The organism is Salinicola sp. 4072 (genome assembly GCF_036663415.1).
Lineage (GTDB): Bacteria > Pseudomonadota > Gammaproteobacteria > Pseudomonadales > Halomonadaceae > Salinicola > Salinicola salarius_A.
Genome location: NZ_JAXOVV010000018.1, coordinates 1 through 13366 on the forward strand (window position 1 = coordinate 1; position 13366 = coordinate 13366).

11 protein-coding genes are annotated in these 13366 nt (G+C 62.3%); 4 read left to right on the forward strand and 7 right to left on the reverse strand.

What is annotated here, in order from left to right; translation table 11 throughout:
- Window positions 1-125: 125 nt before the first annotated feature.
- The gene (locus R3F72_RS12665; RefSeq protein ID WP_332779806.1) at window positions 126-338 is read left to right on the forward strand and encodes a hypothetical protein; all 213 of its coding nucleotides are present in this window, start codon (window positions 126-128) and stop codon (window positions 336-338) included.
- Between the two features lie 50 nt (window positions 339-388).
- Here R3F72_RS12665 and R3F72_RS12670 read toward each other — a convergent pair whose 3' ends face one another.
- From R3F72_RS12670 to R3F72_RS12685, 4 genes are all read right to left on the reverse strand, one after another.
- Complete coding sequence (locus tag R3F72_RS12670) at window positions 389-658, reverse strand: DksA/TraR family C4-type zinc finger protein (protein ID WP_332779807.1); 270 nt, start codon at window positions 656-658, stop codon at window positions 389-391.
- A 109-nt stretch (window positions 659-767) separates the two neighbouring features.
- Window positions 768-1271, reverse strand: coding sequence for a universal stress protein (locus R3F72_RS12675; protein WP_332779808.1), 504 nt, complete (start codon window positions 1269-1271; stop codon window positions 768-770).
- Window positions 1272-1451: 180 nt separating this feature from the next.
- Window positions 1452-2564: a L,D-transpeptidase gene (locus tag R3F72_RS12680; RefSeq protein ID WP_332779809.1), complete on the reverse strand. Its 1113-nt coding sequence runs from the start codon at window positions 2562-2564 to the stop codon at window positions 1452-1454.
- A gap of 94 nt (window positions 2565-2658) precedes the next feature.
- Window positions 2659-3486 (reverse strand): murein L,D-transpeptidase catalytic domain family protein, encoded by an 828-nt coding sequence (locus R3F72_RS12685; protein ID WP_276232522.1) that lies wholly within the window; start codon window positions 3484-3486, stop codon window positions 2659-2661.
- 231 nt (window positions 3487-3717) lie between these two features.
- Here R3F72_RS12685 and R3F72_RS12690 point away from each other — a divergent pair, with 231 nt between their 5' ends.
- The gene (locus R3F72_RS12690) at window positions 3718-5190 is read left to right on the forward strand and encodes a carbon starvation CstA family protein (protein WP_332779810.1); all 1473 of its coding nucleotides are present in this window, start codon (window positions 3718-3720) and stop codon (window positions 5188-5190) included.
- Between the two features lie 251 nt (window positions 5191-5441).
- Here R3F72_RS12690 and R3F72_RS12695 read toward each other — a convergent pair whose 3' ends face one another.
- From R3F72_RS12695 to R3F72_RS12705, 3 genes are all read right to left on the reverse strand, one after another.
- The gene (locus R3F72_RS12695; protein ID WP_087718092.1) at window positions 5442-7679 is read right to left on the reverse strand and encodes an NADP-dependent isocitrate dehydrogenase; all 2238 of its coding nucleotides are present in this window, start codon (window positions 7677-7679) and stop codon (window positions 5442-5444) included.
- A 280-nt stretch (window positions 7680-7959) separates the two neighbouring features.
- The gene (locus R3F72_RS12700) at window positions 7960-9033 is read right to left on the reverse strand and encodes a lactonase family protein (RefSeq protein ID WP_332779811.1); all 1074 of its coding nucleotides are present in this window, start codon (window positions 9031-9033) and stop codon (window positions 7960-7962) included.
- A gap of 105 nt (window positions 9034-9138) precedes the next feature.
- Window positions 9139-10149, reverse strand: coding sequence for a DNA topoisomerase IB (locus tag R3F72_RS12705; protein WP_303855026.1), 1011 nt, complete (start codon window positions 10147-10149; stop codon window positions 9139-9141).
- Window positions 10150-10300: 151 nt separating this feature from the next.
- On the opposite strand from R3F72_RS12705, the gene R3F72_RS12710 reads away from it, so the two are divergent.
- The gene (locus R3F72_RS12710; RefSeq protein ID WP_332779812.1) at window positions 10301-11572 is read left to right on the forward strand and encodes a DUF2254 domain-containing protein; all 1272 of its coding nucleotides are present in this window, start codon (window positions 10301-10303) and stop codon (window positions 11570-11572) included.
- A 285-nt stretch (window positions 11573-11857) separates the two neighbouring features.
- Window positions 11858-12976 (forward strand): GlxA family transcriptional regulator, encoded by a 1119-nt coding sequence (locus tag R3F72_RS12715; RefSeq protein ID WP_087718088.1) that lies wholly within the window; start codon window positions 11858-11860, stop codon window positions 12974-12976.
- Window positions 12977-13366 lie beyond the last annotated feature (390 nt).

Below are 13366 nucleotides of genomic sequence, written 5' to 3' on the forward strand. Positions count from 1 at the left end.
GAAATTTCAGCGTTTTGGCATTACTCAACAGCTATTCGCGCTGAAGAAGCCGATCCTGATAAGCGATGCCACCAGTCAGTACCTTCAGACCGCTCAATCAGCACCCTCGTGAATGAGGCGGGTTCATGGATCCCGCGTTGGCGAGGCATATCATGGCGCATCATCGGGAAGAGAATCTTCGCCTTCAGAAGCATTTCTTCCCGCACGTGTCATTCGAGAAGGTGTTCGGCGGTCGCGAACAGGATGGCCCGGGCGACGATGAGCGGCTGCGGATATCGCGGGAGCGAGCAGGACAGCTGCAAAAGCGTGTGATCTGGGATCTACTGGAACGGCTGTAATCGAATCCCGAAACGCCAAGGACTCCGCCCTGACGGAGGGTTACGCTCGGCTAGCGCAGCTGGCTGTCTTTGCTGCCGCGGCGATTGTAGTTGGCACGATGGGTCTGGTGGCGGTCCGCTTCGCTCTGGCAATCGATGCATAGCCGAACGCCAGGTACCGCCTGACGACGCGCCTCCGGGATCGGGGCTTCGCACTCTTCACAGATCGCCAGGCTCGGGCCCTGGCTGCGGAGCCGCTGGCGGGCTTCCTGAATACCGTCTTCGACGGTGCTGTCGATCTGCTCCTGCACCGCGCCATCTTTCGCCCAGCCGTTAGCCATGGATGCTTTCCTTTTGAATCGACGGTACGCCCTGGTCTCATCGAGCATGGCGGGAGAGGGTCATGCCTCGCAAGGCCGCCGTGACATTGTCTGCGGATAGCGCCGAGGGTCAGTCGACGTCGACGAACTCATGGGTCGCCCGAGTGGCATGCCGGTGCGGCGTCTCATGCACACAGATGACACGACACTTGGCAACGTGGGTCACCTTGTGCGATACGCTGCCGATCATCAGACCCTTGAACTGTCCTACGCCACGACTGCCCATCACGATGGCATCGACGCCCAGCCGTTCGGCTTCGGAGACGATGACGCGCGCTGGTGATCCCTGCTTGATGATGAGATCGAACTCGCCGTTATAGCCGGGGAAGGAGGGGAGGGTGTCCAGCGCGGCATCGAGGATGGCGCGGCCTTCCCGGTTGGCCGTCTCTATCGAGGCAGCCTTGATTGCCGCCTCGACGCTCAACAATTCGGCGTCGTGCAGCTGTGGGTAGGGGTCGCGAACGTTCAGCAGGTACAGCTTCCCCTGTACCGGTGCCGCCAACTGGCAGGCGACGTTGAGCGCGATGTGGGAATCCTCGGAACCATCGATAGGGACCAGCAGCGACTTGAACATGGACACCTCGCAGTCGTGAAAGCGTCGAGTGGAAGCGCTCGGGTACCGTCTGGTCTCTGGTCGTCACCGCGCTGCGGCTCTCCGACTCGCTTTGCGACTATCAACATATGCCATCCGCGAGGAATGTCATAGTGGATAAATGTCGCACGACATGACGCATTACGATCGGTCTCGAAGGCCCTAGCGGCCCGTGCCGACATGACGCTGCGTTGCGACATCGTCCAGCCAGCTGCGAGGGCCGACGCTGTCGATGACGCGCAGTGACTCGCCACTGCTTTCGGCGGTGAGATGAGCGTCGGTGGCGACCAGCACGGTGCCCGGTTCCAGCAGGGGCAGCACCTTCCGTTTGAAACCCTCCGGCACGATCACCTGATTGACGATGTCGGCCGGCACCGCCTGGCCGGCTTCAGCTTCGTAGCCCGGTACGCCAATCGCAATCCACGTCGGCAGGGGTAGCTTACGCAGATATTCTTCATTCTCTTGAAGGCTCTGCTGCGGGCTCGGGGGCTGGAAATGCCCCTCGACGATATAGGCACGGGTACCCGTCATGATGTCGGGGCGGCCAAGCTCGACGCGCGAGCGTCCGATCTCGACGCCATTGCGATAGACCACGATCATGCGGTCGCTGCGGCTCAATACCATGGAGACCGGGCCTTGGGTGGGCGGATCCATGACCCAGCGCCAGCTGCTGCCGCTGGCCAGCATCGGCATGTCGATATCGGCACCGGTATCAGCATCGATGGGGCTCAACGGGCCCGGATGGACGACGGAGACTGGCGCCTGGCCCTCCTGTGCCACGACAACGGTCATGCCGATATTGGAAGCATCGAACAACAGGCGTGCGAATTCGCTCGGCAGATGGATACAGCCGTGGGATTCGGGATACCCCGGCAGGCCACCGGCATGTAGCGCCACGCCGTCCCAGGTCAGGCGCTGCTGATAAGGCATCGGCGCGTTGCCGTAGAGGTTGGAGCGGTGGTCCTTGTCTTTCTGCAGCACGGTAAAGACGCCGGTCGGTGTTTCGTAGCCCTCGCGACCGCTGCTGATCGTGGTCACCCCGATCAGGATGCCGTTGCGATAAACATAGGCGCGCTGTTCGGTCAGACTGACGATGACGGCCAACGGTCCGCCGCGCTTGTCGTCGCCGCCCCAGATCCAGGCCCCCGGCGAAAGGTGATCCACCGATGTATCGACGGGACTGGATTGCTTTTCGCCCCAGAAGGGCACCGCGAAGCTCGTTGACGAAAACAGCAGGGCGGCGGTCAGTAGCAGTATGGTTCCAAGACGCGACATGCTGGCTCCCCGGTTGGCCTTCTCTTTCCCGATTTCATGCATGTTCTCGAGTCGTACGCGCGAGTCGGTATGGCAACCGCTGGCGCGAGGCTGGTCAGCGTGAGCTGAGGAAAGTGTCGTCAGGACTTTCGCGATCGTCGATACGGGCCTGAGCGCACTGCGCCAGTGCCGAATGCATCAGCCACTCCCGCTCGGGGTAATAGGAGAAGACGAACTGGCCTTCCTTGAGAACATCGATGACGTCACCAGCGACATCCGGGCGCAGGGCAGGACAGCCCCAACTTCGCCCCAGCCGGCCCTGGCGTTCGCCGCTTTCAGGATCGACGTAATCGGCGCCATGTATCACGATGGCGCGACTCATGGCGGCATCGTTGAAGCCGGGTTCCAGTCCGTCCAGACGCAGCGAGTAGCCGTTCTTGCCTTCATAGGTCTGGCGAGTGACGAACAACCCCAGGCTCGAGGCATGCGAGCCTTCCTCATTGGAGAATCGGTCCGGAATATCGCCGCCCGAGCCTTGGCCGTGCGCCACGACTTCACGGTATAAAAGCTTGTCGTGCTTCAGGTCGAAAACCCACAGACGCGGTGTCAGCGAAGAACGGCTGTAATCGATGACCGCGAGGCGCTGTGCCTGTTCGCCCACGCCGTGGCGCTGCGCGCACTGCATGGTCGCCAGTCCGAGGGCGATGACATCCGGGTCCGCATCCGGCGCGAGACGCTCGAGCGATGTCGCGGTGAGCCGAGACACCGTGCCGGCACGAGCCAGAAGGTCGGATGAGGCTGGTGGTGTCGCCGCGACGGCAGTTGCGGCCAGAATCGACGCCATGCCGCCTACCAGGAAGGACAAGGCAACCGAGCGGGATACCGAAGCCAGTGAGCGGGATACCGAGGTCGGCAGGGGTAGCGAAAAAGAGAGATTGATCATCGAAGCAGGACGAACCGCGCCGCTGGAGGGTCTTCAGCATGCGGGACGATGCGAAGCCAGGCAAGCACTGCGAGGTGGGGTTATGCCACTAAAGTCTAGATGTCATTACTTAGCCTTCTTCGTAAATTGGCGCGGATAACCAAGCCGCGACCGTTATCGGTCCGCCAAACGTACCGATAAAAGCACCTGCCGAATGCCCACAAGGCGTTCTTTCTGCTCCAGGGACCCTAGATGATCACATTCATTGCATCGATCCTGCTATTGATAGTGGGCTACTTCACGTACGGAAAATTCGTGGAACGCGTGTTCGTGACCGACCGCAAGCGTCGCACACCCGCGTTCACCATGCGCGACAACATCGACTACGTGCCGATGAACACGACGCGCAACTCGCTGATCCAACTGCTCAATATCGCCGGTGTGGGCCCGATTTTCGGTCCTATTCTCGGCGCTCTCTATGGCCCGGTGGCCTTCGTCTGGATCGTGATCGGCTGTATCTTCGCCGGCGCCGTGCACGACTATTTGACGGGCATGATCTCGATCCGCAATCACGGTGCGCATCTGCCGCAACTGGCCGGCAAGTTTCTGGGCAAGATCATGAAGCATGTCGTCAATGGCTTTGCCATCCTGTTGCTGTTGCTGGTGGGTACGGTCTTCGTGACGTCTCCCGCGGCACTGCTGGCCAACATGACGCCGCTGTCGATCACGCTGATCACCATGGTCATCTTCGCCTACTACCTGCTGGCAACGCTGTTGCCGATCGACAAGATCATTGGTCGCATCTATCCGTACTTCGGTGCGCTGCTGCTGTTCAGCGCGCTGGGTATCGGGCTCGGCATGATCTTCACCGGCGCGCCGATCCCCGAGCTGTCGTTCCAGAACATGCATCCGCAAGGGGCTCCGATCTTCCCGCTGCTGTTTTTGACCATCTCCTGCGGGGCGCTTTCGGGCTTCCACGCTACCCAGACGCCGATCATTTCGCGGACGACCGAGAACGAAGGCAATGGCCGCAAGATCTTCTACGGCATGATGATCACCGAAGGCGTCATCGCGATGATCTGGGCGGCAGCCGCCATGAGTCTTTTCCATGGTGACCAGTCGCTGTCGGACGTGCTGGCGGCCGGTGGCCCGGCGGCAGTGGTCAGTGAAGTTTCCACCACCATGCTGGGCGCCATTGGCGGTACGCTGGCGGTTCTCGGCGTGATCGTGCTGCCGATCACTTCCGGCGACACGGCATTCCGTAGTGCGCGCATGATCATTGCCGATTATCTGAAGATCGATCAGCGCCCCATCGTCAAGCGCATCTTCATTGCCGCACCGCTGTTCGTGGTCTCCTACGGACTGACGCACATGGACTTCACGCTGCTGTGGCGCTACTTCTCCTGGGCCAACCAGACCACGGCCGTCATCGCGCTGTGGGTTGCGACCATGTATCTGGTGCTGGCGCGTAAACCGCATCTGATCACGTCGATTCCGGCGACGTTCATGACCATGGCGACCTTTACCTATCTCGCCTATGCGCCGATCGGTTTCGGCCTGTCGCTGCAGATGAGTTACGTCGTGGCTGCCATCGGTACGTTGATCTGCATCGCGCTGTTCATGAAGCGTGTACGCCGCCTGAGCGGTGGCATCTTCGCCGTCGACGAGCCGGAAGTGCCGACCTTCAAGGATGGCAAGCCGACCGGCGCCCTGGCCACGAGCTGATCGCCGATTCGCTTCATTGAACGAGCCTGTCCGACCAACGGGCTCGTTCGGCAAGAGTTTTCAACGGGAACGCTCGACAAGCGCTTTCGACAAGAACGCCTGACAGACAAGTCCGTTCGATGCACGGACTTCATGCAGCACAAAGAAAACGGGCCCGTGCCATTGGCACGGGCCCGCTTCTTTTCAGTATCGCCGCTATCGGCGCAGGGCAGGTCGATGACCGGCTCGGCGATACCGGGCCGGTCGATCGATCAGGACGCCTGGTAGAGCTTGTTCAGCGCGGCGTTGAGCGTCTTGCTGGGACGCATGGCTTCGCTGACCAGCTCGCCGTTGGGGTGGAAGTAGCCCTTGATGTCCACCGGCTTGCCTTGCACGGCATTGAGCTCGTCGACGATCGTCTTCTCGTTGTCGCTCAGCGTCCTGGCGATCTCTTCGAACAGCGACTTCAACTCGCTGTCCTCGGTTTGCGCGGCCAGTTCCTTCGCCCAGTAGAGCGCCAGGTAGAAGTGGCTGCCGCGGTTGTCGAGCTCGCCGACCTTACGCTTGGGCGACTTGTCGCTGTCGAGGAATTCGCCATTGGCCTTGTCCAGCGTGGCCGACAGGATCTTGGCGCGAGCGTTGTCGAAGGTGCTGCCGAGATGCTCGAGCGAGGCCGCCAGCGCCAGGAATTCACCCAGCGAGTCCCAGCGCAGGTGGTTCTCTTCCAGAAACTGCTGGACGTGCTTGGGCGCGGAGCCGCCGGCACCGGTCTCGAACAGGCCGCCGCCGTTCATCAGCGGCACGATGGAGAGCATCTTGGCGCTGGTGCCGAGTTCCATGATCGGGAACAGGTCGGTCAGGTAGTCACGCAGCACGTTGCCGGTCACCGAAATGGTGTCCTCGCCCTTGCGGATACGCTCCAGCGAGACCTTCATCGCTTCCACCGGCGCCAGGATGCGGATGTCCAGGCCGCTGGTATCGTGATCCTTGAGGTAGGTCTCGACCTTCTCGATCAGCTTGGCATCATGGGCGCGGTTGGCGTCGAGCCAGAAGATCGCCGGTGCGCCGCTTTCGCGGGCACGGCTGACGGCCAGCTTGACCCAGTCCTTGATCGGCGCGTCCTTGGTCTGGCACATGCGCCAGATGTCGCCGGCTTCGACGTCATGGCTGAACAGCGTCTGGCCGTTTTCGTCGGTGACGACGACGGTGCCGTCTGCCGGGATCTGGAACGTCTTGTCGTGGGAACCGTACTCTTCGGCCTTCTGTGCCATCAGGCCGACGTTGGGGACGCTACCCATGGTGGTCGGGTCGAAGGCGCCGTTCTTCCTGCAGTCCTCGATCACCGTCTGGTAGATCGTGGCGTAGCAGCGGTCCGGGATCACCGCCTTGGCGTCATGCAGCTGGTCGTCGGCGCCCCACATCTTGCCGGAGTCGCGAATCATCGCCGGCATGGAAGCGTCGATGATCACATCAGAGGGCACGTGCAGGTTGGTGATGCCCTTGTGGGAGTTGACCATCGCCATCGGCGGGCGCTCTTTGTAAAGCGCTTCGATGTCGCTCGTGATCGCGTCGCGCTGTTCGCTCGGCAGCGACTCGATGGCGCTGTAGAGATCGCCGATACCGCTGTTGGGATTGAAGCCCGCGAGCTTGAGCGCGTCAGCGTGCTTCTCGAGCACGTCCTTGTAGAACTCTTCGACCACGATGCCGAACATGATCGGATCGGAGACCTTCATCATGGTCGCCTTCAGGTGCAGCGAGAACAGCACGTTGCGTTTCTTGGCGTCCTTGATTTCACTGTCGATGAAATTGCGCAGGCGGCGGCTGCTCATGCATGCAGCATCGACGACTTCGCTTTCCTTGACGGCGAGGCCATCTTTCAGCGTGATATGGGTGCCGTCTTTCTGTTGCAGCTCGATCTTGAGCTTGCCGGCCTTGGCGATCACGGCGGACTGCTCGCTACCGTAGAAGTCGCCTTCGCTCATGTGGGCGACGTGAGACTGCGATTCGCTGCTCCACTCGCCCATGCGGTGCGGATACTTGCGGGCGTAGTTCTTGACCGACTTCGGGGCACGACGATCGGAGTTACCCTCACGCAGTACCGGGTTGACCGCGCTGCCCTTGGCCTTGTCGTAGCTGGCCTTGATCGCTTTCTCTTCGTCGTTCTTCGGCTCGTCCGGGTAGTCCGGCAGGGGATAGCCCTGGCTCTGCAGCTCCTTGATCGTGGCCTTGAGCTGGGGTCCGGAAGCGCTGATGTTGGGCAGCTTGATGATGTTGGCTTCCGGCGTCGTGGCCAGCTGGCCCAGCTCGGCCAGATCGTCGCTGACGCGCTGCTCGTCATTGAGCAGGTCCGGGAACTGCGCCAGGACTCGAGCGGCCAGGGAAATATCGCGAGTCTCGACCGTGATGCCGGCAGTACCGGTGAAGGCTTCGATGATCGGCAGCAGAGAGTAGGTGGCCAGGGCAGGCGCTTCGTCAGTCAGGGTGTAGATGATCTTCGGCGTATTGGACATGTCTATTCGTTAACCTCTCTTTGGCAATGGCACGAAGTGTCGAGCGCTTACGGAAACGCGAATGCGCGTCGCGCCACCTGTGCGGACCGGTAGGACGATTCGATCCGTGGAGCGCGATGCACCACGATGGCGGCCTTCGAGACCCTGATGAAGGTCGCCATCGCGATCTGAACTCGGTCGCGGCATCGACGATCGAAAGTTGTCGACAACCTGCGGTCGCGCCAGAGTATACCAGCGCCACGTGACCAACGCATTCACGCGGCCGGTCCGATCATCGCGGCTAGCGGAGCGACACGATCTCCACCCAATTGGTCTTGTTGCCGGTCGGCGCGTCGCTGACGTGAACCAGTTCGCCGCTGGTCGGCTCGATGCGGTAGAGCGCCAGGTGATCGCTCAATTCCCCGGCGGCCACCAGATAGCGGCCGGTAGGGTCGACCTCGAAGCCGCGGGGCTGCTTGACGGTGGGCTGGTTGCCGACGAAATGCAGCTCGCCGGAATCCGGATTGGCCCGCAGCGTGCTCAGCGTGCTGCTGGTGCGCTCGGAAAGGTACAGATGACGGCCGTCCGGGGTGATGTGCAGATCGGCCGCCCAGATGCGAGGCGTCTCGTCGCCGGCGGGGATCTCTTCCTGAGGCATGCCCGGCGCCAGGTTCATTCCTTCGGGGAGCCCTTCGCAGACGGCGATCTGGGTCAGGGTTCCGTTCTGCGCGTCGAGTTCGAAAGTCGTGACGGTAGCGCTGAATTCCCCCAGGACATAGACGAACCGACCGCTGGGCGAGAACACGAAATGACGCGGGCCGGTGCCATCGGCCGTCCTGGCCGCGGGCGGGTCATTGGGGACGAGGGCGCCATCGGCGAAATGGAACTGGGCCAGCCGGTCGTCGCCCAGGTTGGTGGCGAAGACATGGCGATTGTCCGGCGTGGACAGGATCGCATGGGCGCGGCTGCCGGTCTCCAGTGTCTGCGTGGCATCGCCGGCGACCCCGTTGTCATCGATGGGGCTGACACTGACCAGATTGCCGCCGTAGGAGGCTGCCAGCAGGTAACGCCCGGAGCGATCGGTCGCGATATAAGCCATGCTGCCATAGAGCGCGCCGCTGCCGAGCGGGGTCAGGGCGCCAGTGCCCGCTTCGATGCGATAGCTCAGCACCCGTAGCGGATCGCTGCGGATGGCGGCGTAGAGCATCTGCTTGTCGGGGCTGATGGCCAACGGCATGACGTTTTCGGCCGCCTCTGTCGTGGCCAGCGGGATCAGCTGTTCGGTCTGGCGATCCAGGCGATAGCTGCCGATGGTTCCGTCGCCTGCGTTGGCGGCGTAGACGACGGTATCGATAGCAGGTTCGGCTGGGTTCATGGCGCTTTCCTTATCTTTATGAACAGAGCTTGATGGACAAACCTTCCTTTTAGCATCGTAGTCGTGCCGGCGTCGATTGCCGATAAGTCGTGCCCGCCGTTACCGTCAGCGCTTCGCCTCGAGCCGGCTCTGCAGCAGATTGAGTATCGCGCGCTCGTCCGGTCCGGTCAGCTCGTCGTCCTGTTCCAGTTCGGTTTCCACCAGCTTGCGGAAATGATCCAGCGTGCGTCCGTCGAGATAGCACTCCACGACACGCGGATCGATGTAGCTTGCCTTGGCGATGCTCGGCGTGTTGCCCAGCGTCCTGGCGACCCGCTCGACGGCCTGGCGAATGTTCTTCTGGCTGGCCTTGTCATTCTCGCCCGGGCCGACCTCTTCCAGCGCCAACGCGGCGATCGAGGTGCCGGCCCAGGTACGAAAATCCTTGGCGCTGAAGCGTTCACCCATGACGTCGTGGACGTAGTCGTTGAGATCGTGACTGTCGACCCGGACTTTGTGCCCGTCGTCGTCGAAGTACTTGAAGATCTCGTAGCCGGGAATGTCGTCTAGCTCACCGACGATCTTCGCCAGACGCTCGTCTTCCACCACGCGGTGCTGCTGCTGCCCGCTCTTGCCCTTGTAGTCGAAGATCAGTTCGTCACCGTCGATGGTCAGGTGTTTCGAACGCATGGTGGTCAGGCCGTAGGAGTGGTTCTCCTCACGATAGCGCTCGCTGCCGGGGCGAAAATAGGCGCCATCGATCAGTCGCACCATGCAGGCGAGCACTTTCTCCCGTGGCATGCCGTCGAGCGCGAGATGCTGGCCGGTCGTCCGGCGCATGGGCGTGAGACGCTGCGCGAATTCGATCATCCGATCGAACTTGAGTACCTCGCGCTTCTCGCGCCAATCGGCGTTGTAGATGTACTGCTTGCGACCGGCAGCGTCGCGACCGGTCGCATGGATATGGTGACGCTTGTCGAGCACGATCTCGACGTCACGCCAGGCGGGCGGAATGGCCAGCGAGCCGATCCAGTCGCGCCAGGCCTTGTCGGTCATCGTCTTGCCGTTCTGCAGGCGATAGGTGAAGCCCTTGCCGCAGCGGTGACGGGTCGCCCGCCGGGGGGAGGTCGTGGTCATGGCAAGCTCCTTTTGCCGAAACCGGTCGATGTCGTTCGCCGTCAGTGGCGGAACAGGTTCGAGATCAGAATAGACCAGCCTCGGCAAAAGGGTCGCCGATGGCCCGTTTGACGTAGACTTGGCGTGATTCGGTTCGTGGACAGGAGGCGAGATGACAGGGCGGTTTCAATGGATGTGGCGACGGATGCATCGTTCGCTGTGGTATCGCGCGGCACTCTATTCGCTCGCGGGCGTCGTCACGGCGTTGATCGCCTGGATCGCCACGCCCTGGCTGGAGGTACCTGCGGTGGTCAGCGTCGGGTCGAGTGCGGTGGACAGCATCCTCAATATCATTGCCTCGAGCATGCTGGCGGTGACGACCTTCTCGTTGAGCGCCATGGTCACTTCCTACGGTTCGGCGACCAGCAACGTCAGCCCGCGGGCGACGCTTTTGCTGATCGAGGACCGGGTCACGCAGAACACCCTGGCGACCTTCATCGGCGCCTTTCTGTTCAGTCTGGTCGGCATCGTCGCGCTGGCGGCCGGCATCTACGATGAAGACGGCCGTACGCTCTTGTTCGCCGCGACCCTCGTGGTCATCGTGCTGGTGGTCTACCAGCTCATCAAGTGGGCCGGCTATCTCACTCGCCTGGGACGGGTCCGCGACACCATCGGCAAGATAGAAACCGCTGCCCGTGGTGCTTTCGAGATGCGCATGGAAAACCCCTACCTGGGCGGCCAGGCGATGCCGGCAACGCTGCCACCGGATCTGGTGCCGGTGCGGGCGAGCAAGGTGGGTTACGTGCAGCACATCGATATGCCGCTGCTCGATTCGCTGGCGGAAGGCGCGGCGGATTCGATCTACGTCCAGGCGCTGCCGGGCACCTTCGTCGATACCCTGGCGGTGCTGGCCTTGACGCCAAGGCTGGACGACGAGCGTGCCGAGAAGATCATGAGCGCCTTTACCGTCGGGCCGGCGCGACGCTTCGAACAGGATCCGCGCTTCGGCGTCATCGTGCTGTCGGAGGTGGCTTCCCGCGCGCTCTCCCCGGGCATCAACGATCCCGGGACGGCCATCGACGTCATCGGCTGCGGGGTGAGAGTGTTCACCCCCTGGTTGCGGCACGCCGCCGGCAGCGTCGAGGAGAAGCCTCAGCCGGTGCGCCATGTCTACGTCGAGGCGCTCGATGGCGCTGATCTGTTCGACGACTTCTTCACTCCCATCGCCCGCGATGGCGCCAGCACGGTCGAGATCGGCATCCGGCTGCAGAAGGCGTTGAAGGCCCTGGCCGCGGTGGGCGACGACCGTATCAAGCGTATTGCCCGCGAACACATGATGCGGGTGATCAAGCGATTCGATCAGGGGCTTGTGCTGGAGGAGGATCGACAGCGCGTCAGAGAAATCGAGGCATCGGCGGCGCCGGCGCTGGGGCCTGACCGGTAAGCAGAATATATCGTCGGCATTTCGAGGGCGCGAAGGCGTCAATCTGTTCTGAAAACGACATCGAGCTATCTAATGACGTTGTGTCTGTCGCGGATGGATAAAAACGCATGCGTCCCGACTTCACAGGGCTTACAGTCGAAACGAGACCGAAAAGGCTTCAGGAAAGCCGCTCGAGATCTTCGTCATGGTCGCTCGCCGGCGTGCCTCGCCACGCACCGGGACCGACAGGCGCCAGGGAAACCGCAATAACAATAATCACCGATACATCCTTGGAGGAGACGTGAAATGGCAATCCATCCCCCTCGAGGCGCCGCTCCCGAAGGTGCCGTGCCGGAGCCACAGACACTCGGCTTCCTGTTGCTGGAAGATTTCACCCTGATCTCGCTGGCGTCGGCCATCGAGCCGCTGCGCATGGCCAATCAGCTTGCCGGCCGCGAGCTGTACCGCTGGTACGTGATGACCATGGACGGGGCGCCGGTGCGGGCGAGCGACGGTATGCAGGTCACGCCGGATGCCAGCGCTCACTCACCGTTGAGGCTCGACTGGCTGGTGGTCTGCGGGGGTGTCGCGCCACAGCGCTCGGTAACGCCGGCGCTGCTGACCTGGCTGCAGAGCCGCCAGCGCCAGCTACGACGGGTCGGTTCGGTGTGCACCGGTAGCTGGGCCCTGGCCCAGGCCGGCCTGCTGAACGGTTACGATGCCAGCATTCATTGGGAGTGCCTGGCCGCGATTCAGGAAGCGTACCCGCGCACGGCCTGGAGCACGCGATTGTTCTCGATCGATCGCGATCGCTTCACGGCCTCCGGCGGCACCGCGCCGCTGGACATGATGCTCAACCTGATCGGACGCGATCACGGTCGGGACCTGTCGGCGGCCATCTCCGAGATGTTCATCTACGAGCGGGTCCGTGGCGAGGAGGATCAGCAGCGGGTGCCGCTCAAGCATGTGCTGGGCACCACGCAGCCGAAGCTTCTCGAGATCGTGGCGTTGATGGAGGCCAACATCGAGGAGCCGATCGAGCTCGACGAACTGGCCAGCTATGTCGATGTCTCCCGGCGTCAGCTGGAACGCCTGTTCCAGCGCCACCTACACTGTTCGCCATCGCGCTACTATCTCAAATTGCGGCTGACGCGGGCCCGGCAGCTGCTCAAGCAGACGCCGTTGCCGATCATCGAGATCGCCTCCGCCTGTGGCTTCGTTTCCACGCCGCATTTCTCGAAGTGCTACCGAGAGTTCTTCGGCACGCCACCGCGCGAGGATCGCGGCGAGACGCTGAAGATTCGGCGGTTGGAACCGGCGGTCATGCCGACGGGCGACGCATCACCGACGCCCTCCAGCAGCGCGAGTGTCGCGTTGAGCCATGCCCGGGGGGAGCCAACCTACGCCAGCGTCGCGCTAGGGTGACGGCCTCCTGGCATCTGTGACACGGCCGGCCCGGCGAATCCGCCGAGGTTATCTTGCCGGCCATGCCGGATACATCCGTGCTCGCCCTCCATCGGTCTTTTGCTGACTTGCCCACGCGATCCGCGGCATGGGCGGAATCGTTCTTCTCTCGTGTTTCTCTCCTCGCGCCTTCGCTCGTGACCGTGATATCGGGCGCACCTCGCGTGTGCCTGATGGTTACTGTGGCGCCCGACCTCGATCTTCAGCACGTCCCTCTTTCCGAGCCTTTTCCCAGCCGAACATGGCGTGATGTCTTCCTGACCGGCCGGCGACGATTCGGCGCGGGCGAGAAGCGTGCTCCTGTAAAGGATGAAAAAAATAGTCAAAATATATTAAGGAATGTAAATTTCC

Excerpts from the sequence above, each read along its gene's own strand:
- R3F72_RS12700 (WP_332779811.1), bottom strand. The coding sequence starts at position 9,033 with ATGAACCCAGCCGAACCTGCTATCGATACCGTCGTCTACGCCGCCAAC.
- R3F72_RS12680 (WP_332779809.1), bottom strand. The coding sequence starts at position 2,564 with ATGTCGCGTCTTGGAACCATACTGCTACTGACCGCCGCCCTGCTGTTT.
- R3F72_RS12685 (WP_276232522.1), bottom strand. The coding sequence starts at position 3,486 with ATGATCAATCTCTCTTTTTCGCTACCCCTGCCGACCTCGGTATCCCGC.
- R3F72_RS12715 (WP_087718088.1), top strand. The coding sequence starts at position 11,858 with ATGGCAATCCATCCCCCTCGAGGCGCCGCTCCCGAAGGTGCCGTGCCG.
- R3F72_RS12695 (WP_087718092.1), bottom strand. The coding sequence starts at position 7,679 with ATGTCCAATACGCCGAAGATCATCTACACCCTGACTGACGAAGCGCCT.
- R3F72_RS12710 (WP_332779812.1), top strand. The coding sequence starts at position 10,301 with ATGACAGGGCGGTTTCAATGGATGTGGCGACGGATGCATCGTTCGCTG.
- R3F72_RS12665 (WP_332779806.1), top strand. The coding sequence starts at position 126 with ATGGATCCCGCGTTGGCGAGGCATATCATGGCGCATCATCGGGAAGAG.
- R3F72_RS12675 (WP_332779808.1), bottom strand. The coding sequence starts at position 1,271 with ATGTTCAAGTCGCTGCTGGTCCCTATCGATGGTTCCGAGGATTCCCAC.
- R3F72_RS12670 (WP_332779807.1), bottom strand. The coding sequence starts at position 658 with ATGGCTAACGGCTGGGCGAAAGATGGCGCGGTGCAGGAGCAGATCGAC.
- R3F72_RS12690 (WP_332779810.1), top strand. The coding sequence starts at position 3,718 with ATGATCACATTCATTGCATCGATCCTGCTATTGATAGTGGGCTACTTC.
- R3F72_RS12705 (WP_303855026.1), bottom strand. The coding sequence starts at position 10,149 with ATGACCACGACCTCCCCCCGGCGGGCGACCCGTCACCGCTGCGGCAAG.